Source organism: Metamycoplasma arthritidis, assembly GCF_900660715.1.
Taxonomy (GTDB): domain Bacteria; phylum Bacillota_I; class Bacilli_A; order Mycoplasmatales; family Metamycoplasmataceae; genus Metamycoplasma; species Metamycoplasma arthritidis.
The window spans coordinates 711,239-737,842 of record NZ_LR215047.1 but is presented as its reverse complement, the minus strand read 5'-3'; the positions used below and the strand labels follow the sequence as shown (position 1 = coordinate 737,842).

At 31.4% G+C, this 26,604-nt stretch carries 22 protein-coding genes; 13 read left to right on the top strand and 9 right to left on the bottom strand.

Going from position 1 to position 26,604, the window contains the following annotated elements; genetic code table 4:
• The first annotated feature begins 44 nt into the window (after positions 1-44).
• Together EXC42_RS02935 and EXC42_RS02930 are read left to right on the top strand one after the other, a co-directional pair.
• The gene (locus EXC42_RS02935) at positions 45-1,430 is read left to right on the top strand and encodes a M17 family metallopeptidase (RefSeq protein WP_012498502.1); all 1,386 of its coding nucleotides are present in this window, start codon (positions 45-47) and stop codon (positions 1,428-1,430) included.
• Positions 1,417-2,790, top strand: coding sequence for a M17 family metallopeptidase (locus EXC42_RS02930; protein ID WP_012498501.1), 1,374 nt, complete (start codon positions 1,417-1,419; stop codon positions 2,788-2,790). The genes EXC42_RS02935 and EXC42_RS02930 overlap by 14 nt, the downstream gene beginning before the upstream one ends.
• 196 nt (positions 2,791-2,986) lie before the next feature.
• On the opposite strand, the gene EXC42_RS02925 is transcribed toward EXC42_RS02930, so the two are convergent.
• Both EXC42_RS02925 and EXC42_RS06485 read right to left on the bottom strand, forming a co-directional pair.
• The gene (locus EXC42_RS02925; RefSeq protein WP_012498500.1) at positions 2,987-3,571 is read right to left on the bottom strand and encodes a hypothetical protein; all 585 of its coding nucleotides are present in this window, start codon (positions 3,569-3,571) and stop codon (positions 2,987-2,989) included.
• A 10-nt stretch (positions 3,572-3,581) separates the two neighbouring features.
• The gene (locus tag EXC42_RS06485; protein ID WP_012498499.1) at positions 3,582-4,910 is read right to left on the bottom strand and encodes a putative cysteine peptidase; all 1,329 of its coding nucleotides are present in this window, start codon (positions 4,908-4,910) and stop codon (positions 3,582-3,584) included.
• A 556-nt stretch (positions 4,911-5,466) separates the two neighbouring features.
• Here EXC42_RS06485 and msrA point away from each other — a divergent pair.
• From msrA to EXC42_RS02865, 11 genes are all read left to right on the top strand, one after another.
• Entirely contained in the window at positions 5,467-5,937 is a 471-nt protein-coding gene (msrA, locus tag EXC42_RS02915) for a peptide-methionine (S)-S-oxide reductase MsrA (protein ID WP_012498498.1), read from the top strand.
• A gap of 10 nt (positions 5,938-5,947) precedes the next feature.
• Positions 5,948-6,340 (top strand): tRNA (adenosine(37)-N6)-threonylcarbamoyltransferase complex ATPase subunit type 1 TsaE, encoded by a 393-nt coding sequence (gene tsaE, locus EXC42_RS02910; protein ID WP_012498497.1) that lies wholly within the window; start codon positions 5,948-5,950, stop codon positions 6,338-6,340.
• Entirely contained in the window at positions 6,341-6,898 is a 558-nt protein-coding gene (gene tsaB / locus EXC42_RS06480) for a tRNA (adenosine(37)-N6)-threonylcarbamoyltransferase complex dimerization subunit type 1 TsaB (protein WP_012498496.1), read from the top strand. It abuts the gene before it with no gap.
• Positions 6,898-7,833, top strand: a complete 936-nt coding sequence (gene tsaD, locus EXC42_RS02900) for a tRNA (adenosine(37)-N6)-threonylcarbamoyltransferase complex transferase subunit TsaD (protein WP_012498495.1) — start codon at positions 6,898-6,900, stop codon at positions 7,831-7,833. Before tsaB ends, tsaD begins: the two co-directional genes overlap by 1 nt.
• A gap of 62 nt (positions 7,834-7,895) precedes the next feature.
• Complete coding sequence (locus EXC42_RS06475; RefSeq protein WP_041914118.1) at positions 7,896-9,773, top strand: hypothetical protein; 1,878 nt, start codon at positions 7,896-7,898, stop codon at positions 9,771-9,773.
• A gap of 47 nt (positions 9,774-9,820) precedes the next feature.
• Entirely contained in the window at positions 9,821-10,477 is a 657-nt protein-coding gene (locus tag EXC42_RS02890; RefSeq protein ID WP_012498493.1) for a LemA family protein, read from the top strand.
• A gap of 171 nt (positions 10,478-10,648) precedes the next feature.
• Complete coding sequence (gene gyrB / locus EXC42_RS02885) at positions 10,649-12,592, top strand: DNA topoisomerase (ATP-hydrolyzing) subunit B (RefSeq protein WP_012498492.1); 1,944 nt, start codon at positions 10,649-10,651, stop codon at positions 12,590-12,592.
• The gene (locus EXC42_RS06470; protein ID WP_012498491.1) at positions 12,592-13,341 is read left to right on the top strand and encodes a phosphotransferase; all 750 of its coding nucleotides are present in this window, start codon (positions 12,592-12,594) and stop codon (positions 13,339-13,341) included. Before gyrB ends, EXC42_RS06470 begins: the two co-directional genes overlap by 1 nt.
• A gap of 12 nt (positions 13,342-13,353) precedes the next feature.
• Positions 13,354-14,808 carry a protein kinase family protein gene (locus tag EXC42_RS02875; RefSeq protein ID WP_012498490.1) on the top strand — a complete coding sequence of 485 codons (1,455 nt, stop codon included), beginning with the start codon at positions 13,354-13,356 and terminating at the stop codon, positions 14,806-14,808.
• 2 nt (positions 14,809-14,810) lie between these two features.
• Complete coding sequence (locus EXC42_RS06465; RefSeq protein WP_012498489.1) at positions 14,811-15,677, top strand: hypothetical protein; 867 nt, start codon at positions 14,811-14,813, stop codon at positions 15,675-15,677.
• A 294-nt stretch (positions 15,678-15,971) separates the two neighbouring features.
• Positions 15,972-19,172 (top strand): lipoprotein 17-related variable surface protein, encoded by a 3,201-nt coding sequence (locus EXC42_RS02865; RefSeq protein ID WP_129648966.1) that lies wholly within the window; start codon positions 15,972-15,974, stop codon positions 19,170-19,172.
• A gap of 357 nt (positions 19,173-19,529) precedes the next feature.
• Here the strand turns inward: EXC42_RS02865 and EXC42_RS06460 are convergent, their stop codons facing one another.
• The 7 genes from EXC42_RS06460 to nusA form a co-directional block, all read right to left on the bottom strand.
• The gene (locus EXC42_RS06460; RefSeq protein WP_012498487.1) at positions 19,530-20,228 is read right to left on the bottom strand and encodes a variable surface lipoprotein; all 699 of its coding nucleotides are present in this window, start codon (positions 20,226-20,228) and stop codon (positions 19,530-19,532) included.
• 86 nt (positions 20,229-20,314) lie between these two features.
• Positions 20,315-20,746, bottom strand: coding sequence for a 23S rRNA (pseudouridine(1915)-N(3))-methyltransferase RlmH (locus EXC42_RS02855; protein ID WP_012498486.1), 432 nt, complete (start codon positions 20,744-20,746; stop codon positions 20,315-20,317).
• Complete coding sequence (mnmG, locus tag EXC42_RS02850; RefSeq protein ID WP_012498485.1) at positions 20,747-22,570, bottom strand: tRNA uridine-5-carboxymethylaminomethyl(34) synthesis enzyme MnmG; 1,824 nt, start codon at positions 22,568-22,570, stop codon at positions 20,747-20,749.
• A 7-nt stretch (positions 22,571-22,577) separates the two neighbouring features.
• On the bottom strand, positions 22,578-22,910 hold the full coding sequence (rbfA, locus tag EXC42_RS02845; protein ID WP_012498484.1) for a 30S ribosome-binding factor RbfA: 333 nt from the start codon (positions 22,908-22,910) through the stop codon (positions 22,578-22,580).
• Positions 22,897-24,717 carry a translation initiation factor IF-2 gene (gene infB, locus EXC42_RS06455; protein ID WP_041914117.1) on the bottom strand — a complete coding sequence of 607 codons (1,821 nt, stop codon included), beginning with the start codon at positions 24,715-24,717 and terminating at the stop codon, positions 22,897-22,899. The genes rbfA and infB overlap by 14 nt, the downstream gene beginning before the upstream one ends.
• A complete protein-coding gene (locus tag EXC42_RS02835) occupies positions 24,660-24,980 on the bottom strand; it encodes a YlxR family protein (RefSeq protein ID WP_232032093.1) in 321 nt (106 codons plus the stop codon). Before EXC42_RS02835 ends, infB begins: the two co-directional genes overlap by 58 nt.
• Entirely contained in the window at positions 24,964-26,538 is a 1,575-nt protein-coding gene (gene nusA, locus EXC42_RS02830; protein ID WP_012498481.1) for a transcription termination factor NusA, read from the bottom strand. Before nusA ends, EXC42_RS02835 begins: the two co-directional genes overlap by 17 nt.
• Positions 26,539-26,604 lie beyond the last annotated feature (66 nt).

Sequence of the window (26,604 nt, the reverse complement as noted above, 5' to 3'; positions counted from 1 at the left end):
ACAATTTATTAAAAAATTAATTAAATATTATTTAAGGAAGAAAAATGCTAAATTATCAACAAGAAAGAAACAAAGACATGTTGCTAAAAGCTGTTTTTGAAGGTGATAAATTACCAGAATTTGTTGCTGCCAAAAGTAATTTTGTGACTGAATTATTTCAACAAAATGAAGCTTATATTTTTATTTCAAAAGATGTAAAAAACTATTATGATTTTACCAAAGTTGTAGATAAAATCATTCTGGCCAAAAGAAGGAATTTCCAAATCGATGTTGCTTCTTTTACTAAGTTTTTAACTAAAGATGAAGTAATTAGAGCTTTTGTGATGCGTTCTGCATTTCATGAAGCAAAACTATATTCAGCAAAAACTGAAAAAAAAGACGAAGATCAACCTTCCTTATCACTTTTGCTAACAACTGACAAATCGGAATTTATTAACAATTTAAAAGTTGTTAGTGAAGCTATTAACGGGGCTAGAAATTTACAAATTACGCCACCAAACGTTGCAACTAGTGAATATATTGCTAAAGAAATTGAAACCGAGTTTAACAAAGTCAAAGGTTTAAAAGTTTCAGTGCTAGATCGTAAAGAAATTGAAAAACTTAATATGGGGTTAATGCTAGCTGTTAATGCCGGTAGCTCTTACGAACCAAGAGTTGTTGTTGTTGAATACCAAGGCAATCCTGGAAGCGATCAAAAATTTGTCTATGTTGGCAAGGGTATTACTTTCGATACCGGTGGATATAACACTAAAGGCTATCACATGGAACACATGAAATTCGACATGTCAGGCTCAGTAATTTGTGCATACGCAGTTAAAGCAATCGCTGAGCTAGGCATTAAAGCCAATGTATCAGCTATTATGATGCTAACTGACAACGCAATTGATACTCACGCAACTGTTCCTGAATCAGTCATTAAATCAATGAGTGGTAAAACTGTAGAAATTACCGACACCGATGCCGAAGGTAGATTAGTGCTAGCCGATGGGCTTTACTATGGGGCAACTAAATTGAACGCAACATTATTAGTCGATGTTGCAACTTTAACCGGAACAATGGTTACTGCTTTAGGAGCAACTTATAGCGGAATTTATTCAACATGCTGCAAACGTTGATATGAATTTAAACAATCAGCAGCAAATGTATATGAAAAAGTATGAAGATTACCATTGCACGAAGATTTCAATAAACCAAACAAAAGTTCTTTAGTAGCTGACTTAAATAACTACTCTACTTCAGAAAAATCAGACTGTAATACTGCAGCTATGTTCTTAAAAGAATTTACTAATAAAGTTTGCTACATCCACTGTGATGTTGCCGGAACCGCCGATAGCAAAGGTATGGGGCTTGGCACACTTGTAGCAACACTAGTAGAATTTGCCAAAACCCAAGCTAACGATAACAAGGAGAAATGCCATGGAAATTGTTAAAAAATTAGACGACAAAAGAAACAAATCAGTTCTTCTAAAAGCAGCTTTTGGCTGTTGTGAAGTTCTTGATATTATCGTAAAAAAACAAGAAGCAATAACTGAAATTTTAGAAAAAAACGAAGCTTATGTTTACTTTAAAAATAGAGAAGAGTTAAGTTATGACGATTTATACGAATTTGCTAAGTCACTAACACTTAATGCTGCTCGTGATTATCAAATTGATCTAGTTTCTTTTGCAACTCCAAAACTAAGCTTAGAAAAAGTAGTTGACGCTTTTACTAAAGGAATTAACTTTAGTGCCGCTAATATTTATAATGCTAAAACTTTTACTAAAAAAGTTAATCCAAGCAATTTAAGCTTACTAGTTGAAAAACAAAGTGAAGAAGTAAAAACCGCCTTTGATAAAGCAAAAATCCTAATTGATGCCCAAAACTTTGCAAGAAATTTAGGAATTACTCCTCCTAACGAACTTAATAGTGAAAAATTAGCTCAAATCGTTGCTGATGATTTTAAACAATATAAAAATCTAAAAATTACTGTTCTTAACAAAAAACAAATTGAAGAACTAAAAATGGGCTTACTACTTTCAGTAAACCGTGGTTCAATGTTCGAAGCAAGAGTAGTAGTGATTGAATACAATGGCGATCCTAGCTCAAAAGAAAAAACTGTTCTAGTTGGTAAAGGTATTACTTTTGACTCTGGTGGTTATTCTCTTAAACCTTCAAAATTCATGCTAGGAATGAAATATGACATGTCAGGAAGTGCTATTGTTGCCGCCACTTTAAAGGCAGTTGCGCAACTAAAACCAAAGAAAAATATTGCTGCAATCATGTGTATTACCGACAATAGAGTTAACGGCGATGCTTCATTACCCGATTCAGTATGAACTTCAATGAGCGGTAAAACTGTAGAAATCAATAACACTGATGCCGAAGGTAGATTAGTGCTAGCCGATGGACTTTACTATGGCGCTACTGTCTTAGGCGCTACTAGATTAATTGATGTTGCAACTTTAACTGGGGCAATGTCAAGAGCCCTAGGTGACACTTACACTGGAATTTGAGCAACCTCAGATCAAGCTTGAGATGATATTAAAAAAGCTGCTGATCTTCAAAATGAGTTAATTTGAAGAATGCCTTGAGACGACGACTACGAAGAATTCATGAAAGGTTCAGTAGTAGCCGATTTAAAAAATACTGACTATAGTGGAAATGCTGGCTCATGCTCTGCGGCTATGTTCTTAAAAGAATTTACCAACGATGTTGAGTTTATTCACTGCGACATTGCTGGAACAAATGACATCGATGAACGCCCAATGTTCCCATTGGTAAAAACCTTAACAGAAATGGCATTGAATTAATTAAAGTTTCATATAAGAAATTAATCCAAAATCAAAAAATAAAAATCTAATAAAAACCGGGGAAAACAAAAATTCTCCGGTTTTGTTGTTTTAATTCAAGGATTGACTAGTGAAAAAAACATTTTTCAAATGCTTAACAGTGGCACTTTATAATTAGTTTAATCAAACCTAAAGCACGCTAAAAATCTTTAAAATGCTACTTAATTCGTTCTAGAGTCAAATTAAATCAATTTCTGCTCGTTGATATTTGCACAATTGCATTGTTGTTGTCTATTGAAAATTTAGGATACATCGTGATTTTAGTTTCGCGATTAACAATTTGGTCTTCTTTGATTACGGTTATTCTTACGCCCGGTGCAACACCACCTCCACGTGTTAAAGTAATCCACGATCCTGTGGAATCAAGTAAAAATTTTAGGCTTGTTTTTGAATCTTGCAAACTATATTTACCTATATATTTATGTTCCTTTTCTAATATTCTTTCAATTATATTTTTCAAAAGAACATCTAAATAAACTTTTTCACTCAAACTGTTTTGAATTCGATAAGTTGATTTCAAGGTCTCTTCAATCTTCTTATTAGGTATATGTTCAAATAAAATGTCACCAACTTTAAAATAGTCGGTGTTGTTTTTATCTATTTTGGTTATTTTATATTTAAATGCACTATTAAAAAATTTCTCAATTAGTTTCGTTTCTTTGGCTTCGTTTTTGCATGATACTAATGAAAAAAATGGAAAAATGGTTATGGACATCAAAACTGAAAGAGTAAGTTTTTTCATAAAATGACTCCTATTTTTTAAATTTATTATTAAATATTTCCGTGGCTTCCTCGCCCGTGTAGTATTTTCCTTCGTAGTAAAAATGTTTTCTTAATGTTGGTTTTACTTGAGGATTATTTTGCACTAAAGCAATTAATCAAACTTGAGTTTGTAAATTTTGTGAGACAATAACTTGGCTATAATCTTCTCAACCGAAATGAGCTAAATATTTGTTTGGCCCCTTATTGTAATAACCATATGGCATTATTGAATGTCCTATTGTTTGACCATTGTTAGGATTATAAACATGGCCATAAGTCATAAAAACCTTATTATCATCTATTCACTTTCAAGGTCAAATAGCGCCCATTGATCTTCTTTGGACATATACGCTTGGCTTTTTACCATCACTTTGCAAAAAACTTCACATAGTGCTCTTAAAATATGCTCCAGTGGTTTTTATTGCTCAATTTGCATGTCTCCCCCACAAGTCTAAAACAAGGTATTTATTAATGGTTGGCGATTCTGGAAATTTTGATAAATTAGTAGCGCCACTTTCCATGTATTTTCATGCTCCGCTAAATCCAAAGACGTCTCTACTCATAAAATATTCAGCATATTGTAGTAACATGGCTGCGCCAACATAGTGACATAGTCCTTCTTTATAACTTGGATATCCTTGCTTTTCTTGTTCAGAATAGGATTTGCCATCAGCATATCCAAAGCCTTCTGCCTTAGTTTTAAATCATCATGAATGTTTTAATTCTACATCCGCGTAAATAATCTCACCAACACCCTTATTTTTATTTTTTGGAACCTCTTTTTTATAGTAATTTGCTATTTGTTTTTTAATTTTATGTTTTTCATGAATTAATTTCTTATCATTTAAATTGCTTTTTATACTAAACTTTTCTTTTCGTAAATTCCTTAAAATTGGATTATTTTTAACACTAAATCCTGTTTCTAAAGAAAATGCGGAAATATACTCTTCCTTAGTTTCACGAAGTGCGTGTCTAATATAATCGATAGTATATTTTTTGTTTAAGTCAATATTATTTAAAATTCTTTTTTTGTTTAATGGATTAATTAAAACGCTTTCGTTGTTAATTAGTGAAACTAGAATGTGACCTTTTTCTTCAAATTCGGCATAAACGTAGGGGTTACCATACCCGTCGTAACAAATAATAAGCTTTTTTAATTTGTAATTAAATTTTTTATTGTATTTAAAAATTTCTAGTTCTAGAAATTGAACGTATTCTTCAATACTACATTTGACTACGCTTTCAATAATTTCTTTATCTTTTTTGGAATATTGTTGTTCTATTTTTCTATATTCTATTAGTTCATAGGGCAATATCATTAATCTATTTTTTCTCCTTTTATTATTGACAAAGATAAACCAACTACCAAGTAATTTTTAATTAATTATACTAAGATAAAAAATCGACAAAAATCAATCATTATTTAAGAAGATAAATTTACAAAAAGAATTACCCTTTTGTCTCGTTTTTAGTAGTAATGTTTTCGTATGAAAGCGGCGTAGTTTCGCCTCCAAATAGCATGGCTATTAAAATATATTTTTTCAATAAGTTAAGATTTATTGGTTTTTAGCGTTATGACTTTTTTTCCTTTAGTTAGTTTTCGAGTTTAATAAAAACTTTATGTTGAATAAAAATAAAACCTAATCATTTTATAAAAAGATCAAAATAGTAATGGTTTGTAATGTGCAATTACTAGCAAAGTCTTAGAAGATTTTTGTGTTTGTTTAAAAAGCGTAATATTGTCAAAATAAAACAAATTACGTTCATATTTAAAAAAATGAACATTTTTTAATTAATCTCTAGTTTTAGAGTTTATTAAAGTATTAAAATAAGTTTGACTTATAATTTAAAAATCAAATCGGAGGTATTTATTCTATGAAAAAAATCTATGTTGCCGGAGGATGTTTTTGAGGTGTTCAAGGCTTTCTAAAAACTATTAAGGGAATCAAAAAAACAACAGTAGGATATGCTAATTCTTTACTAGAAAATCCAACTTATGAGCTAGTAAAGTCACATGTTACTGACGCCGTTGAAACTGTTGAAGTTATTTATGACGAAAACATTCTTTCTTTAAAAGATATTGTTAAAAAATTATTTGCAGTAATCGATCCTACTGCTAGAAATTATCAAGGCCCAGATCATGGTCGTCAATATCGTAATGGTTTTTATTTTGTCGACCAAGAAGATGGCGTTATGTTAAGAGAATTAATGCTAGAATTTTCAAAAAAATATGAAAAGCCACTCGCAACGGAAATTTTACCTTTAGATAATTATTATTTAGCCGAAGATTATCATCAAGATTATTTCGACAAACATCCAAATGCTGTTTGCCATATTAAGTTTTAGTTAACGTATAATGAACAAAAAATTCATTTTTAAAGACGGACAATCTTTAAACACATTAGTTTCATATATTCTTTCAAAATCAAAGATTGAAGCTTTATTACTAAATGGTGAATTGGGGGCGGGTAAAACCACTTTAACGGCACAAATCGCAAAGGCACTAGGCGAAAAAAAACCAGTTGTATCGCCTACTTTTAATACTATTTTAGTATACGATAAATTAGTACATATCGACGCTTACAATCTACGAGGAAATTTATTTGCTTTTGAAGATTATTTTGAAGATAAATTAGTAGTAATTGAATGAGCCAAAAACATTGAGCATTTCTTTAAAAATTATATTGAAATCAATGTTTATTTTAGTGATCAAAACGAACACGTCTTTGAAATCATAAAGGAGTTTTAGATGAAACTTTTTTTAGAAACTAGTCTAGAAGATTTATATCTAGCTTTGATTGATAAAAATAATAAAATAGTTAAATCGATTCACATTCCTTCATTGGTTAAAAAAACTGATGCTTTGTTTTGCGAAATTAATAACCTTTTTGATAACACTAACTACTCAATTCATAACATAAAAGCAATCTATGTGACACTCGGTCCAGGAAGTTTTAGCGGCGCAAGAATAGGGCTACTTTTTGCTAGAACAATTGCGCAAGTAACTAATGTCAAAATGTTTGTAACATATACTTATGAACTTTTTAAAAAACAACTTCAATTAAGCAAAAAATGAGAAAATCTTGTTTTAATTAAAGCCAATAAACACTCGCAATACAAGATTGATTTTCATCAAGATGAAATTACAACAACTTTGATTGAAAATAATAACAATTACCACGCTTTTGATTACAAACAATTTGAAGCAAAGACCGTCCTATATTTGGCCACCTTTAAAGAAGTAAAAAATCCAATGGAAATTGAACTAGCTTACTTACACAATCCACAAATTGGAGGGCTAAAGTAATGATAATTTTTGCTATCGAAAGTTCACACGACGACACTTCCTTTGCTTTATTGGATGATAATAAACCAATATGAATGAAAACTATTACCCAAACTGAAATTCACAAACAATATGGTGGCACCGTTCCAGAAATTGCTTCAAGACTGCACGTTAAAAATATTGGCATTTTAATTGAAGATATAAAGTCGCAAATAAACATTAATAAAATTGATCTGATTGCTTATACAAAGGAGCCTGGATTAGTTGGGTCATTGCATGTGGGATATGTAGTTGCCCAATCACTTGCTTTAATTTTAAATAAAAAAATAGTCGGTCTAAATCATTTAGAAGGGCATTTTTATTCAGCTTTTATTGGTAAGGAAGTAATTTATCCTGCATTAGGACTACTAGTGTCGGGCGGTCACTCACAATTAGTACTTTATAATTCAAAAGACGACTTTAAAATTATTGGTCAAACTCAGGATGATGCCGTGGGCGAAGTTTACGATAAAGTTGCAAGAAAACTTAATTTAGGCTTTCCTGGCGGACCGTTAATTGATCAAATTTGAAAAAATAATCATAAACTTTATACTGCCCATTTGACCATTCCCAAAACTGAAGGTTTTTTTGATTTTTCATTTAGCGGAATCAAAACCAATGTGATTAATTTAATCAACAATTGTGCTAGCCGCAATGAACAAATTAATGTCAATCAAATAGCAACTGAATTTCAAAACACAATTGTCGAATATTTAAAAGAACATATGGAAACAGCAATTAAAAAATTTAGCCCAAAATGTATCGTTTTGGCTGGTGGCGTTAGTGCAAATTTTGCGATTAGAGAAATGTTTTATTCTCTTCATAAAAATGTTTTTTTACCAGATTTAGAATACACCACTGATAATGCTATGATGATTGCCAGACTCGCCTATGAAAAATTTAGGTATAATAATTAATAGATTTTCTATTAAAGAAATAATAATAGCGAAATATAAAAATAGGAAAGATAATTTTGATTATGGACAATAATGAAACTAAAAGCGAAAGCAAAGAAATCCAATTAGAAAATTTCTATGTTGACCCCATTAATAAGTTTTGATTACCAATTTACAATGAAATTCAGCCAAAAATATCCAAATTTTTTGAAAATGAATTTGAAAACGATGAAGAGTTAAAAAAACAAATTGATTCTAGCAATAAAGCCATTAGAGAAACTCGTTTAGTGATTGCAACAGAAAAAAGATCAAAAAAAATCACTGCAAAAAAGGTAGCTAATGTTTTTATTATCATTTCGTTTTTTCTAATTTTTGGACTATTCTTTATTCCGTTTTTAAAAAGCAATTTAAGAGCAATTAAAGAATTTAACGATTTTGAAAAAAAGCATCTTGACGAGATTACCAGAGAAAAGAGTCTTCGTAGTTGATATTTCAATAAAACGATTGCAAAGTATACTCCCCAAGAAATTAAAGATACTATTCTAAGCTGTTTGTCATTTAATAGAATTTTGGATGTTAATAGTGAAGAAATTGATCTTGTTAGCCATTTAAACGGTTTTGCAGGTATAGCAGTTGTTAACAAATATGAATCACAAAGGCGTACTTTTTATGACATGCTTTATTTCAACGAATATCACAAGATCATCACAACTTCAAATTCAATTACTATAACTGTCTATGATAGCGAAGGCAGAGCTTCATACCGTGTTCTAACTGCTTATCACCGTGAAAACACTCCTTTTATTGATATTGACCAACTTCTAAATCTACCAACTAACTATTTACCAAAACTTGAATTTTACGGTAGCAAAAGTAATGTTACAGATCGTCAATATAACAAAATGAAAAAAACCGCTAGTTTTGTTTTTGAAAATGTGGAATTTGTTAAAAGATTTCATTTTGATACTAATGATGAAATAGGGCTAATGACTTATTTTCCAGTAGCTATTCAAGAAAAATTTGTACAATATGACAACATTGTAAGAGAATACAAACTACCAAAAGTTTACATTTCCAAATACAAAAAAAATATTTATTTTCCAAGACAAGTTGCTTTGCAACATCTAAAAACCTATAATAATTCGCTTTCTTGACTTAAAGATTTTGATATTTGAGACGATGATTTAAACGTCACAAAAAAATTAGAACCAATTAAAAATAGTTTAGAAGTAATTATTAAGGCACTTCTTCAAGGACTAACGATTGCATATTTGAACCGCAATATTTCTGGTGAAATTCTTGAAGATTGAAATCAAAATAGCCATGTTAATGATTTCTCTGGAACCAAAAATGAAGCAAAGCGTACTTGAGAGTTACATACAACTCATATTAGTAACATTATCAATAGTTCAAGAAAATTCACAATGGTTAGCAATTCCGCTGATCGCCCCGTGATTTCGCAAATTGTTGAAGCTAAAAAATCTGGTAGTTGATTTGACATTCAAATATCTTCACGTTCTTATTGATCAAGAGAAGAAATTGACAATGTTTGAGTCGAAGGCGAAATTATCCCCGTGCCATATGTGCGCTACTATCCATTTTCTGAAAACAAACGCGTTTTCCACCACTCAGAATTTTGTTTCAACGACCCTAACATCATTGTGTCAACTAGTCAACTTTCACCTTACTACAATGTCTTTTCTAGTGGTAATGAAGAACTTGATGAATTAATTAAAAATAATCGCATCACTTTTAATAGAAAAGCTCTAAACGAAATGCCAATATTAGAAAAAACAATTAGAAAAATCAATAGCATTTACACACTAAACCCTGAATGAAAGAATAAAATTGAAATCCATGTTGACTACGCCGGCTTTGGTGTTTATCTAAATGAAGTGCCCCAAAATTTTGATGTAATTAGTTTTCGTGCCAAACTAGACAAGTCATTTAACCAAAATTAAAGTATAATTTAAACAAATTAAACATAAAATAGCAAGGAGAAACCAAAATGTTATTTGATACAAGAACACCACAAGAAGCAAGTGGTTTTCGTCCTAATGTTGATAATTCAATTAAACAAGCAAAAGCTTCAAAGGGGCAATGAGCTTTAATTGTAATTTTGTACATTATTACTTTAGGTATTTTTTGATTTGTATGAAATGCAAGACGAAACCATTTGATTGCTAAACAAACCGAAATTCAAGATGCTTCTTCACTAATTCAAGCCGCTCAACAAAGAAGAAGAGCTACTTTAGTTAAACAACTAGATATTGTTCAATCATATGCTAAACACGAAAAATCAATTCTAACCGAAGTTACTAAGCTAAGATCAAAAATCAACGAACTTGCTAACGAAAAAGACGTTACTAAATTGAGTTCCGAATTAAATACTCTTTCACGTGATATCAACTTACAATTTGAAAGATATCCAGAATTAAAAGCTGATCGTCTATACTTAACGCTTGCAAGTGAAGTTAGCGCTCAAGAAGACGAAATTTACTCAACCATTAGAAACTATAACTTCCGTGTGCAACAATTCAATGGTATTATCTATACATTTTGAACTGTTTGTGTTGCTGAAAAAATTGGGGCATACAATCTTCCTTACTTCCAAGCTTCAGAACAAGAACGCGCTGATGTTGACACTAGTGTATTACTGAAATAATATTTTTACCCGCTAAGAAATAGCTAGCTTAGGCTAGTTTTTTAGTGCAAAAATTACCGCTAGTTTTTGAGGTAGATTTTGTTATAATTTATAAAATATTATTCTATTAATATCTAAACTACATTTAGAAAAAATCAAACAAAAATTCTAAAAATTAAGAAGGGTTAGATTATGAGCAAACAAGAGGAAATTAGTAAATACGGTGCCAAAAATATTCAAGTCTTAGAAGGCCTTGAAGCCGTAAGAAAAAGACCCGGAATGTATATTGGCTCAATTGGATTTCGTGGGCTACACCACTTAATTTGAGAAATAGTAGACAACTCAGTCGATGAAGCAATGGCTGGTTTTGCTACTAACATTGAAGTCAAATTACACCCTAATAACGAAATAGAAGTAATCGATAACGGCCGGGGTATGCCAGTTGACATCCACCCAACTACAAAAAAATCTGCTGTCGAAACCATCCTAACAGTTCTTCACGCTGGTGGGAAATTTGATAGTACTAACTATAAAGTAAGTGGGGGGCTTCATGGTGTCGGAGCTAGTGTTGTTAACGCTTTAAGTGATAGCTTTGAAGTTTGAGTTAAACGGGGCGGTAAACTTTATTACCAAAAATACATTAATGGCGGACACCCAGTTAAACCACTAGAAGTCATTGGCGAAGTTAATAAAGACGAAACCGGAACTAGAATTAAATTTCATCCCGACTATCAAATCATGGACAAAGTTGCCTTTGACTTTGGCACAATTATTGACCATGCAAAGCAAATCGCTTACTTAAATAAAGGCCTAAGTATTTCTTGTGAAGACATCACTAAAAACACTATTCGTAATTTCTGCTTTGAAGGCGGGATTATTGATTATGTTAGCGAATTAAACCGTGGAAAAAAAGTAATTATCCCCGACATTATTTACGCCGAGGGAACATTTCGTGATAAAACACCAAATGCCCAAGATGTCATAGTCAATGTAGCTATTCAATATAACGAAACTTACACCTCGAATATCGTTTCATACGCCAACAATATTCAAACCGGCGAAGGCGGAACTCACGAGCAAGGTTTTTACGATGCTTTAACAAGAATTTATAACAAATATGCCGAAGACAATAAGCTATTTAAGAATAACAACGAAAAAATTAGTCGTGAAGATACTAAAGATGGACTAGTTGCTATTATTTCTATTAAACACACTGATCCAATTTTTGAAGGTCAAACCAAAGGAAAATTGGAAAATAAAGACGCAAGGATTGCAACTAACAAAATTATTTCTGAACAACTAGAAAGATACATGGCTGAAAACCCAAGTCATGCTAAGGCTATTATTGAAAAATGTCTTCTAACCCAACGTTCGAGATTAGCAGCTAATGCCGCTCGTGAAGCTTCAAGAAAAAAAGAAGGTTCAGAATTCGGCAATCTTCCTGGTAAATTAGCAGATTGTTCTTCAAAAAATGCCGAAGTTAGAGAACTATTCATTGTCGAAGGTAATTCTGCTGGTGGTTCTGCTAAAATGGGTAGAGATCGAGCAACCCAGGCTATTTTGCCGCTTAGAGGTAAAATAATTAACGCTGAAAAACAAGATTTCACTAGTGTTATGAGCAACAAAGAAGTTTCATCAATGATTCATGCCCTAGGTACCGGCATTACTGATGAATTTAATATTAACAAACTAAAATATCACAAAATTGTTATTATGACTGACGCCGACGTCGATGGTGCTCACATTGCTACTTTACTTTTAACATTTTTCTACCGTTACATGCGTCCTTTAATTGAATATGGCTTTGTTTATATTGCTCAACCACCACTATACAAAATTTCAACAGCTAAAGTAACTGAATATGCTTATAATGATGCCCAAAAAGAAGAAATTTTAAGTAAGTTAGAAGATAGTAAAAACATTTCGATCCAACGTTATAAAGGACTTGGTGAAATGGATCCTGAACAACTTTGAGAAACCACTATGAACCCTGCAACTAGAAAAATGTTGCAAGTTCAAATCGATGACATTGCTAGCTGCGATACAATCTTTTCAACATTGATGGGTGAAGAAATTGAACCTCGTCATGACTTCATTCAAGAAAATGCTAAGTACGCAACTAACATTGATTTTTAATGATTACAAAATTACCTAATCAGGGTTTTACTAACATCACTTACTTCGACAACGAAAAAAAACTTTTCATTAAGCATAAAAACTACGATTCATTTAATCATAAAATTGACTACTTTGTTTTAAACAATTTACCATTTGCTCCTGAAATAATTGGTTCTACCAAAGATGAACTTGTAACCTCATGAATTGAAGGCAAGCTAATTTTAGCCACAAAAATAACTGATAAACAACTTCAAGAAATTGCCCACGATCTAATAACACTACATGACTCTAAGCTTCTTTTCCCTAAAGAAAATCAAATTGCTAGAAGGTTTAAAGTGTATCGTGGCAAAATTAAAGAGCTTAATCGCAAAATTCCGATCTTAGACCAACACTATAAAATCATTAATAAATTTTTAGCCGAAATAGACAACTCGGCTCCTGTTCATAACGATTTATGACTAGCTAACATGATTCAAACTAAAAACAAAATTTACATCACTGACTGAGAATATGCTTCAATGGGAGATGTGCATTTTGATCTTGCTTATTTTATTGAAAGTAGTAATTTAGATCAGCGCCAAGAACAACTTTTTCTAGAAGCTTATGGTGATGATTTCGAACCTAAGTATTTACTAGCACATAAAGTTATTGTCAACGCTTTAATTGCTCTTTGAATAAATGCGCGCCCTGAAAAACCATTTGATGATAGTTTATATTTGAATAGGGTAAATAAGTATGTAAAAGCTTATTTAGAACAATACCGGTAGAGGAACGATATAATGAAAGAAGAAATTGGCAAAGTTATTGAGGATATTGAAAAAGTCTTCGGCAAAAAAGTTGCTAATAGTATTAGTAATGTTAGATTTTTTCACGAAGGATTTCATAGCAAAACTTACATTGGTAAACTAAATAACGAAACATGAGTGCAAATTCGAATCCCCAAACACAATATTGAAATCAACTATGCTAACGAAGAATTAATTTCTGCTCATTTTAAAAATTATTTACATGTTAAAGATGGATATTTAATTAAAAGATGATTCCCTGGACAAGATCTTTTTAAACTTCGCCTTGATGATGAAAACTTGCAAAATAGCATCATGCAAAGTGTTGAAAGTTTGCAAAAAATCAATGTAAAGGGAGTAACTAAATTTGATTGATTAGCTTACAATACTACTGATAAAAAATACTTAGAATTAGTGAAAAAATACGAAAATGAAGGCCTTGTTCTAGCTCATAACAATATCAAAAGGCATAATGTTTTAGTCAATAAACAAGGTTATATCAAACTAATTGATTTTGAATTCGCCGCTTATAATTCAAGATATACTGATCCCGTGACTTTGCATCTCTTTTTAGGAATTGATAAGCAAAAAATTGTTGATTTTTTTAACCTAGATAGTACAGTTTTTGATGATTATGTTTATTTAATCAAAATGTTTAGTCAAGAAGCTTACAAGCACACTTATGCCAAATTAGCAGGTCCTAGTTCAAAAATTTATGAATCACTTGCAAAACTGCAACAAAAAGATTACACAATTTCTAACCGCTTCATTATCCAAAAATATCACAACCAATTTGACAACCGCCTTGATCTAAAAGAATTAGAAGCTTTTTACTTTGTACCAGCTTGTATTTACGAAGATAATGAAAGAATTATTTGAAAATGACTAAGCTGCCATCCCGTTGAAGCAATTACAATAAGACAAATGAAAGTGTTAGCTTATTCACTAAGAACATTACATGATTCTAATGTCAAATTTCCATCATTTATTCTAAAAGAAAAAGTGGCTTGATATATTAAAAATATTGATCCAACTACTTTACTAAAGGATATGGGTTCAAAAGAAAGAATTGACCAAATTCTTGAGTGAATTAATAAAATTGAACCTGACGCCAATTGCCACAACGACCTTAGTTTAAATAACATCTTTTTTACCGACAATTTCAATCTCTATATCGTAGATTGATCAGTTGCTTATCGTAACAATCGCCTTTTAGATATTGCTTTTATGTTAGAAAATACCAATGCTAATAAAATCGTTGAAACTTGATTTTGAAAAACTTACGGCCTTGAAAAACCAAAGGATTTTTATAAATATCAAATAATTGCACACTTTGTTGCTTATTTATATAATAGAATTTTAACGGTTGATTATAGCCAAGCAGAAATTAACATTAAAAGAATAAAAGAAATTTTTGCTTCTTTAGAAAAAAGAAAGGCCAAAAAATAATCATGGATGAAAATAACAATGACAATGTAGTTAAAGAACCTAAAAGTTCTAAAAAAGCTAAGAAAATTACTAACTCCATTTTAATGTTTGGGGGGCTTTTAGTTTCACTTGTCGCTGTTATTGCCATTCCGCTTGCTCTTAATAGTAATAAAGATATTAAAAGAGACCGTTACTTAGACGACGGCGTCGATCTTAATATTCAAACAAAAAAAGAAATCAAAGAAATAGTAAAAGACAAAGAATACGATTTTGATTTTAACCAAGAAGAAAAAGATATTAAAAATAACGTTTTCAATGACGATTTTAGGATTTTAAAAACTAGCAATAGTTTCATTCAAAAATTGCCAATTATTGATCATGAAACCACACCTTCTTTTAATAAAAATGATAATTTTAAAAAGTTTTATGAAAAATGAAAAATACAAAACAATGGTAAGGGAAGAAAGTCGGTTTCAACTACTTCAGAAACAATTGTTAATAGCTTTGATTTTCTTAAATTTTTAAAAGATTATTACAAAGAAAAAAATGCTTTAACAGAGGAAAAAATAAGCAACATGCTCAAAGCAAGCCATTTACTTGATTTGGAGTTAATTAAAAACAATTTTACTTATGTTATTGAACGTGAAAAGCAATATTTATATAAAGATCTAAAAGCGAAAATAATTGCTGTCAACATTCGTGAATTTATAAAAAAATGTATTGATGGACTGCGAGAATTCGGGGCCAAAAATAACATTAACAACATTCTTAATAAAGCAATAATTAAACAGGCTACTTTTAGTACTAAAATGACAATTGATCCTATCACACACGAGATTAAACATTTTACTTTTAATTCTAAAATAAATATTTCATTAAAGAATGAATAACCTTTTTAGATAGATTCATTTGAGGTTATGTGAGGTTTTGATAAGCCTCATTTTTTATTTTGATTTTATAAAAACACAAAAATGAGATTTAATAATTCCTTATATCGTCAAAAAAATCCTTTAAAAGATAATAAAAAATGTCTAAAAAGGGGCGAATCATACCAAAACGTGCGTTTTTTTTTTTTTTTTGTAGAATGACTCTTGTTACTTGAAGTTTGTTAAAACAAGTAACTCCGAAATAAATATTTATCCATGTAAAAACTAATTAATTAGAAAAGGAATTCATAAAAAATAATGAAGAAATCAAGAAAAGCACTTAGTTTGTTATTGGCTAGTGTTTTGGGAACGACTTTATTTGCAACTTCGGTAGTAGCTGCTGCTTGTGATAATGAAGAAAAGCCTACACCTCCAGCAGAAAATCCATTAGACAAAGCAAATGAAAGTGTTACTTTATCTGTTGAAGGTAAAGAAACTAAAAAAGCTTCAGAAGTTAAAAAAGAAGATGTTAAGGCATCAGGATTTGATGAAAGTAAATTCCAATTAACCGTTGACAGCATCACTGCCGAAGACACAAAGTTAAAAGTTAAATACACTCTAAAAAGCCTTGCTGACAATAGCACAAAAGAATTTGAAAAAACTATTGAAGGTTTTCTACCTGAAACTCCAGCAGAAAATCCATTAGACAAAGCAAATGAAAGTGTTACTTTATCTGTTGAAGGTAAAGAAACTAAAAAAGCTTCAGAAGTTAAAAAAGAAGATGTTAAGGCATCAGGATTTGATGAAAGTAAATTCCAATTAACCGTTGACAGCATCACTGCCGAAGACACAAAGTTAAAAGTTAAATACACTCTAAAAAGCCTTGCTGACAATAGCACAAAAGAATTTGAAAAAACTATTGAAGGTTTTCTACCTGAAACTCCAGCAGAAAATCCATTAGACAAAGCAAATGAAAGTGTTACTTTATCTGTTGAAGGTAAAGAAACTAAAAAAGCTTCAGAAGTTAAAAAAGAAGATGTTAAGGCATCAGGATTTGATGAAAGTAAATTCCAATTAACCGTTGACAGCATCACTGCCGAAGACACAAAGTTAAAAGTTAAATACACTCTAAAAAGCCTTGCTGACAATAGCACAAAAGAATTTGAAAAAACTATTGAAGGTTTTCTACCTGAAACTCCAGCAGAAAATCCATTAGACAAAGCAAATGAAAGTGTTACTTTATCTGTTGAAGGTAAAGAAACTAAAAAAGCTTCAGAAGTTAAAAAAGAAGATGTTAAGGCATCAGGATTTGATGAAAGTAAATTCCAATTAACCGTTGACAGCATCACTGCCGAAGACACAAAGTTAAAAGTTAAATACACTCTAAAAAGCCTTGCTGACAATAGCACAAAAGAATTTGAAAAAACTATTGAAGGTTTTCTACCTGAAACTCCAGCAGAAAATCCATTAGACAAAGCAAATGAAAGTGTTACTTTATCTGTTGAAGGTAAAGAAACTAAAAAAGCTTCAGAAGTTAAAAAAGAAGATGTTAAGGCATCAGGATTTGATGAAAGTAAATTCCAATTAACCGTTGACAGCATCACTGCCGAAGACACAAAGTTAAAAGTTAAATACACTCTAAAAAGCCTTGCTGACAATAGCACAAAAGAATTTGAAAAAACTATTGAAGGTTTTCTACCTGAAACTCCAGCAGAAAATCCATTAGACAAAGCAAATGAAAGTGTTACTTTATCTGTTGAAGGTAAAGAAACTAAAAAAGCTTCAGAAGTTAAAAAAGAAGATGTTAAGGCATCAGGATTTGATGAAAGTAAATTCCAATTAACCGTTGACAGCATCACTGCCGAAGACACAAAGTTAAAAGTTAAATACACTCTAAAAAGCCTTGCTGACAATAGCACAAAAGAATTTGAAAAAACTATTGAAGGTTTTCTACCTGAAACTCCAGCAGAAAATCCATTAGACAAAGCAAATGAAAGTGTTACTTTATCTGTTGAAGGTAAAGAAACTAAAAAAGCTTCAGAAGTTAAAAAAGAAGATGTTAAGGCATCAGGATTTGATGAAAGTAAATTCCAATTAACCGTTGACAGCATCACTGCCGAAGACACAAAGTTAAAAGTTAAATACACTCTAAAAAGCCTTGCTGACAATAGCACAAAAGAATTTGAAAAAACTATTGAAGGTTTTCTACCTGAAACTCCAGCAGAAAATCCATTAGACAAAGCAAATGAAAGTGTTACTTTATCTGTTGAAGGTAAAGAAACTAAAAAAGCTTCAGAAGTTAAAAAAGAAGATGTTAAGGCATCAGGATTTGATGAAAGTAAATTCCAATTAACCGTTGACAGCATCACTGCCGAAGACACAAAGTTAAAAGTTAAATACACTCTAAAAAGCCTTGCTGACAATAGCACAAAAGAATTTGAAAAAACTATTGAAGGTTTTCTACCTGAAACTCCAGCAGAAAATCCATTAGACAAAGCAAATGAAAGTGTTACTTTATCTGTTGAAGGTAAAGAAACTAAAAAAGCTTCAGAAGTTAAAAAAGAAGATGTTAAGGCATCAGGATTTGATGAAAGTAAATTCCAATTAACCGTTGACAGCATCACTGCCGAAGACACAAAGTTAAAAGTTAAATACACTCTAAAAAGCCTTGCTGACAATAGCACAAAAGAATTTGAAAAAACTATTGAAGGTTTTCTACCTGAAACTCCAGCAGAAAATCCATTAGACAAAGCAAATGAAAGTGTTACTTTATCTGTTGAAGGTAAAGAAACTAAAAAAGCTTCAGAAGTTAAAAAAGAAGATGTTAAGGCATCAGGATTTGATGAAAGTAAATTCCAATTAACCGTTGACAGCATCACTGCCGAAGACACAAAGTTAAAAGTTAAATACACTCTAAAAAGCCTTGCTGACAATAGCACAAAAGAATTTGAAAAAACTATTGAAGGTTTTCTACCTGAAACTCCAGCAGAAAATCCATTAGACAAAGCAAATGAAAGTGTTACTTTATCTGTTGAAGGTAAAGAAACTAAAAAAGCTTCAGAAGTTAAAAAAGAAGATGTTAAGGCATCAGGATTTGATGAAAGTAAATTCCAATTAACCGTTGACAGCATCACTGCCGAAGACACAAAGTTAAAAGTTAAATACACTCTAAAAAGCCTTGCTGACAATAGCACAAAAGAATTTGAAAAAACTATTGAAGGTTTTCTACCTGAAACTCCAGCAGAAAATCCATTAGACAAAGCAAATGAAAGTGTTACTTTATCTGTTGAAGGTAAAGAAACTAAAAAAGCTTCAGAAGTTAAAAAAGAAGATGTTAAGGCATCAGGATTTGATGAAAGTAAATTCCAATTAACCGTTGACAGCATCACTGCCGAAGACACAAAGTTAAAAGTTAAATACACTCTAAAAAGCCTTGCTGACAATAGCACAAAAGAATTTGAAAAAACTATTGAAGGTTTTCTACCTGAAACTCCAGCAGTTCCTGGCTCGCCTCGTTAATTATAAGAATCAAAAATGCGGTACATTATGGCGCCCGCATTTTTATTTTTATAACTATCAAATCTATTTAAAAAAACTTTACAAAGCGTTTTAATACGAATAGAGCTTTGAAACTTAATTTTTTATAGATAATAAATACGAAATCAAAAATTCTGATCACGCTTTTTCCGAAACTATTGAACAATTTAGAAAAAATAAAATTTTATTAACTGATATAAAAAAGCACTTTTCACAACAAAAATTAATAAAAGCATTTAAACTAAAAGCATAAAAATAATGCAACCCTAAATATGAGTTGCATTTTTTTAAATTACTCTAGTATAAGAAACTTTATTAGTTTATTAATTTAATAAAATATTAGTTTTCCGACAATTCAAATGGGATTTCAGCTTTGTAAGTCTTAACTGCGTATTTTTGCCCACCGTAGTAAAGTACTAATGTATACTCAAGAACAATTTTTTTGTCAGCTTCAAATGTTGTTTTGTTTTTAACTGAAACAGAAGCATTAAAATCGGTAGTTGAACCTTCTTTTGGCGATCCAATTGTTAGAGCTTTAGGTAATTTTAAAGTTGGTTCTGCGATAACTTTATATTCTTTATCTGCAATTTTAACTTTCATTTTACCATTGTCTTCTTCTTTGAAAGATCCTTCGACTTGTAAAAAGCCTCTTCCCATGTAGTGTTTGAATTTTTCTACAGCGCCTTTAGGAACGGTGATTTTATCGCCTCAAATTTTGCCGCCAACTTTGTCAATTGCTTCAATAGTTGACTTAACTTCGCCAGCAAAACCAGTAATAAGGTGAGTTTTTGTTTCACTATTAAGTTTATATGTAATAACAAGAACACCCAATTTGTCACTTGCTTTAAGTTGCACGTTGCTTGCTCCAGTAGGAGTTGTAAAATCTGATTGCTTAATTTCAGAAGGTTTTTTTGATTTTAAAGCTTCATCAAATTTAAATTCGGTGATTGTTTTACCACAAGAAGCAACTACTAAAGGCAATGCTACTAATGGGGATGTCGAAAGTATTCCTAGTAGGAATTTCAATGATTTTTTCATATTTTTTAATTATTCTCCTGTATAAAAAACATATTTCTTAGACGAGTAAATTATACCATATTGCCTTTACAAAAATAGTGTGAGTGCTATTTGTGGTATTTAATATTATTGTTAATGGCAAAACCACGATAAATTTGCTCAATTAGAATTACTCGAAAAAGCTGATGAGGGAATGTTAAATCAGAGAAGCAAATTTTATTGTCAAAATACTTTTCTTCAACGCCGTTACTACCACCAATTATAAAAGTCAAGTTGTCCTCACATAATAATGAAGCAAATTCTTCACTTTTCATTTTTTTACCAGTAAGTGACATATAAAAAACTTTGGAATTTTTAGGAATTTTTTCTAAAATGAGTTTAGTTTCTTTTTTAATTTTTAATTCAATGTTAGGTTCAGTAACTTCTTTAATTTCGATTAAATTAATAGTAGAAAAAAATGAAACCTTTTTATTGTAGATTTCATATAAAGTTTTATATTCTTTTGTTAAAGCGCCAACTGCAATAATGTTTAGTTTCATTTATTTTTTCCGGTTATTTAAATAATACATCAACATTTGAATGTCTGCTGGGTTAATGCCACTAATTCGTGAGGCTTGACCAATAGTTGTTGGTTTAATTTGATTAAGTTTTTGTCTAGCTTCAGTCGCTAAATTTTCTACTAAGTTATAGTCAAGGTCAATAGGGAGTTTTAATTTTTCTAATCTAAACATCTTTTCGGCCGCTGACTCTTGTTTTTTTAAATAACCAAATAACCTTACTTGAATTGTTATTTCATCAAGGTATGGAAAGTCATTTCCCAAAATATCTTTTGGATCAACGGCAGGATTAGCTAGCAATTTTAGTTTAGAAACTCCTGAAGTTACGTTGTATTTTTTGGCAAGTTCACTATTTGATGAAACATATTCATCTTTAAGTTTTTGAATTTCATTGTTAATTAATTTATATTTGTCAAGAACTTTATTATAAGATTGGGCGCTAATCATTTTGTTTTCAAAAGCATATTGACTAAGTCTTTCATCAACATTATCATTTCTTAATAAAAGACGATATTCGGCACGTGATGTTAGCATACGATAAGGTTCATTTGTGCCTTTTGTTACAATGTCATCTATTAAAACTCCAATGTAAGCTGAGGATCTTTTAATTTCCATCATAGGCATCTTATCTAGCTTATTAGCAGCGTTAATTCCGGCAATCAAACCTTGTGCTGCTGCTTCTTCGTAGCCACTAGTACCATTAGGCTGCCCAGCTGAAAAGAAGTTAGATAAGGTTTTGGATTCGAGTGATTTATACAAGTTTAAGGGATTAATGGCGTCATATTCAATTGCATATCCGTATTTTTGAACTCTAGCTTTTTCTAGGCCAGGAATGGAAGCAATCATTTGATCTTGAACACTTTCTGGCATTGAAGTTGACAAACCATTAATATACATAATGTCGCCTTTAGCAGTTTCTGGTTCGAAAAAGATATGATGAGTTTCTTTTTCTTGAAAACGCACAATTTTATCTTCAACACTAGGGCAATAGCGAGGGCCAATGCCGATAATAATCCCTGAGTAAAGCGAACTTTTGTCTAAATTGTTGAGAATTATTTCTTTTGTTTTAGCTGTTGTGTGGGTTAGAAAACAACATGTTTGCTCATCTAGTTTAACGTTGCTATGACTTGAAAATGAAAGTTCATTTTTGTCCAGTTGTTCTTTTTCAACTTTAGAGAAGTCAATACTATCTGTATATATTCGACAAGGAGTTCCTGTTTTTAGTCTTAAAATTTCAAAACCATATTTCATTAAATTTTTAGAAAGGCTAGAACTTGTTTTTTCACCATCTGGCCCATCGTATTTAATATCTGTGCCACGCAAAATTCGCGAATTCATATAAACGCCAGTGGTCATTACAACAACTTTGGCGCTAATATTGCCATTTTCTTTTGTAACAACACCATGGCATTGGTTTTCATTAACTATTAAATCAACCACTTCATCTTCAATTAAAGTGATGTTAGATTGTTTTTTAATATCATCTAGAATAATTTGGCAATATTTTTCTTTATCTATTTGTGCTCTCAAAGACCACACTGCAGGTCCTTTTGAGGTATTAAGCATTTTAATTTGGATCATTGCAAGGTCAGCAAAATAGCCTTGCATTCCGCCAAGTGCATCAATTTCACGAGTAATAATTCCCTTAGCAGAGCCTCCAATTGAGGGATTGCAAGGTAGCATAGCTAATCTGTTAATATTTAGTGTTATTAAAGCCACATTAAAAGCACGCTTAGCAAGTGCGTAAGCTGCTTCTATGCCGGCATGACCGCCACCGATAACGATGGCATCATAAGTTTTATTCATAATTAATTTATTGATTTTTAATATTGTCTAGAATTTTTTCGATTTTTCTAGCACTTGGCTCAACTGTATCAATTAGAAACACTAATTCAGGCAGTTTTTTATATTTTCAGCTTTTAGCTACGACTGAGCGAATAAAAGGCGCCATTTTAGTAATTTTTTCAAAATATCGTTCTTTGTCTTTGAAAAAAGTTACATAAACTTTGGCATGTGAACCATCGTTTGACAAGATTACGTCGTTAATAGCAATGTTAGTAACATCGAAATCTTGAAGTTCGTAAAAACTTTCGCCAATAAGTTGAAGTAGTAGGCTAGTTTTACGTTCGTGATTAATTGTGGTCATCTTCTTTTAAAACATCCTCATAAAATTTTAATGTATCATCTACTTCTATTTTATCAAAGTCTTTGATATGAGTACCGAAATCAAAGCCCTTTTCAACCACTTTTACATCGTTAGCGCCTCTTCTTAGTGAAGAAATTGTCCCCTTAAAAATTGCTTTATTTTTCCTAATAACTTCAACTTTACAAAATTCTTTAACTTGTCCAACTTCAACCATGCAGCCTGCAATTGTTCCAACTTTTGAGTAATAAAATAGTTGCAATACTTTTGCTTCACCAATTAATTTTTCTTCATAAACTGGTTCTTTTAGAGTTTTAACAAGAGCGTTTAACTCTTCTACTATTTTATAAATGATATTATGACGTTGAATTTTAATACCTTTTTGTTCAGCTAAAGATTTAACTTCAGGGCTAAGTGAATCATTATTAAATAAGTAAATTCTTGCATTAGAAGCTTCGGCCAAGATAACATCGGCTTTAGTAATCTCACCAGCTATTGCTCTAATAACATTGACAGCAACTTCATTATTTTTAATTTTACTAATTGTGTTTTTGATTGCTTCAGCTGTACCTTGAACGTCAGTTTTAATAATGACATTAACAGCTTTTAAATCGCTTGAAATAGAAATTGAGTTTTTGGCATTAAGTTCACGTTGTTTATCAAGATAAGATTTTTCTGAAGCGATTTTTTTAGCAAATTTTTCATCACTTAAGGCAATAAACTTATCCCCAGCTTGTGGATTTTTATTAAGTCCGGTAATAACACAAGGAGTACCTGGCAAGGCTTTGTCTAACAATTTACCTTCAACTGAATAAATGCTTCTAATATTTCCGTATTGGCTACCGGCTACAATAAAATCACGGGGGATTAGTGTACCATTTTCAACGATAATAGTAGCAACTACACCTTTGCCACGATCGACTTTTGATTCAATAATTGTGCCAATAGGATCACGATTTAGGTTTGCTTTTAGATTTAGTAGATCCGCTTGGAGAAAAATTGCTTCTAATAGTGAATCAATATTTTGATTAGCAAGAGCTGATCCATAAACAAATTGAACATCTCCGCCTCATTCTTCACAAATAACATTGGCTTCACTTAATTGGCTTTTAACTTTTTCGGGATCAGCTCCAGGTTTGTCCATTTTGTTAACGAAGACAATAATTGGCACTCCGGCAGCTTTTGCATGATCAATTGCCTCAATGGTTTGTGGTTTAACTCCATCATCAGCCGCTACTACAATAACAACAATATCGGTTACTTTGGCACCCCGCGAACGCATTTCAGTAAAAGCTTCGTGGCCAGGAGTATCTAGGAAAGTAATTTTATCGCCTTTAAAAGTTATTTGATAAGCCCCAGTGTGTTGGGTAATACCACCAAACTCGCCACCTTGAATATTAGATTTTCTAATGTGGTCAATTAATGTTGTTTTACCATGATCAACATGTCCCATAATAGTAACAATTGGAGGTCTTTTTACTAAGTCATTAGGATCATCAATGATTTGCAATTTATCTAAAAAGTTTTGGGCATCAACCGAATCTTCTTTACGAAAATCGAAGCCAAATTCTAAACAAAGTTCGGCAATTTCTTCTTCGTTTAAAGATGTATTGATATTGCGAATTAACCCTTTCTTAAAGTAAAAAGTCAAAATTTGGGCAGGGGTTTTTTTAATCTTGGTAGCTAACTCTGATACTGTTAAAGGTCCGTGAAAAACAAATACCCCATCTTGGAGTTTGGTTTCACCACTGACTAATTGTTTTTTAATGTGTTCAACGTTTGATCTTCTTTTATTTGTGTTTTTTGCCATATATTCACCTCATCTCTTAATTTTTCGTATTGGCTTGCTTCAATTGTTTTTTTAAATGCTCGATTAAGCAATCTTTTTTTAAGCACTTCTTCAATTACTTCATTTTCTTTTAAGCAATAAGCACCACGACCTTTTTTATTTTTATTGGGGTCAAATTCTACTATTCCATCTTTAGATTTAGCGAACCTAACTAATCGATCTTGCGGATAGTATTGTCCATCAGTAATTGATTTTCTTAAATAAAGTTTATCAATCTTCATCATCTAAATCACTCAAATCTAGATCATCTAGGCCAGCACTTAAATCAGCATCTTTGATGAAATCTTTCATTTTGGTTTCAGTGATTTTGGCATAATCTTCTTCAACATTTTCTGGTTGTTTTGAATAAAGTTTATCATCTTCATCAATTTCTTTTTCAAGTGATGCAAGTTCGGCTTGAGCTTTTTCAAAAGCAAGGCTTATATCTTCATTTGAAACATCTTGATTAAATAATTGTCTTTCAAATGATTCATAACTCGTCATTCTTGCTTTGATTTCTTCCATTTCTTTTTCAAAATCAGCCATGTCAATAGTGTCACGCGATGCAGTGTCTTGTCTAGTTCTACGACGGAACTGACTTTGTAGTCTTTTGCCTTGAGCAAGTTCGTCAAGTTCGGCTTGAGTAATATTGCCGTTGTTAATGTCATACTCAATTTTGGCAAGATCAGCTTGGTCTTGACTGAAAATGTCAAGTTTTGCTCTAACAAGATCACTTGCTAATACAACATTTTGGCCTCTTTTGCCAATAGCTAAAGTATTGTGTTGATTTGGTACAACCACGATGTAAGCTGGATAATTTGCTTGTCATTTTTCTTTATTTTCAACAATGTCAATAACTTTAGCAGGACTAATTGCATTTTTAATGAAAGTTTTAATATCTGCTGAATATTCAATGACATCTAGTCTTTCGCCTTTTAGTTGTTGGATAACATTATTAATTCGACTACCATTTTCACCTAGCACCGATCCCACTACTTCTACGCCAATTGGAGTTTTTTCGTTTGCTGAAATTGCAATTTTGGCTCTTTCACCAGGAATTCTCGCAATTTTAACGATGTCAATTAAACCATTAGCAATTTCTGGCACTTCTTTATATAGTAATTTATCAATTAACTTACTTTCAACAGTTGACACTAATACTTGAACATTTTTATCAGCATCGCCAACATTGTCAATGTAAACATCAATGCTATCGCCCGGTTGTAAATTAGCTGTTAATTTACGATTATTAGCATTAGAAGGCATGTAGGCTGGTGTACCGTCTTCAAGTTCAAAGAAAATACCTCGCGTTGTAGGAGTAGCTACTTTAGCACGAACAATTTGTCCAATTTTAAGTGAATAAACACCAACAATAACTTTTTTTTCTAATTCCCTAATTGATTGATTGAAAGATTGCAAAATGCGAATGTAATCTTTCTTTTGAAAAGTTTCAAAGTTAATTGTTTCTGAAATAACATCGCCTTCTTTAGCAGTTGATTTTAGTTCTTTAGCAATCGAAAGTGGTACTTCAATGCAACGACATAGCATGTCTTTGTCTTCAGCGGTAATTGGGTCTTGAACAACATATTTAGTATGGTTAATAACGATGAATTCGTTATTTTCTTCATCGAAGACAAATTCTAGTTCAGCATCTTCATCATATGACATAATAACTTTTTTAACAGCATCTTTAAAAAGTTCAATTACTTCATTAGTATTTAAGTTTTTTAATTTACTTAAATCATTAATGGCTTTGAAGATTTCTTTAGCTTTTTTGATTTCGCCTTCAGTTCTTTCTGACATTTCTCTCTCCTTATTTTTTAAAAACAGTTTTTTTATGCAAAAAGGTTAGCAACACGCCAACCTTTT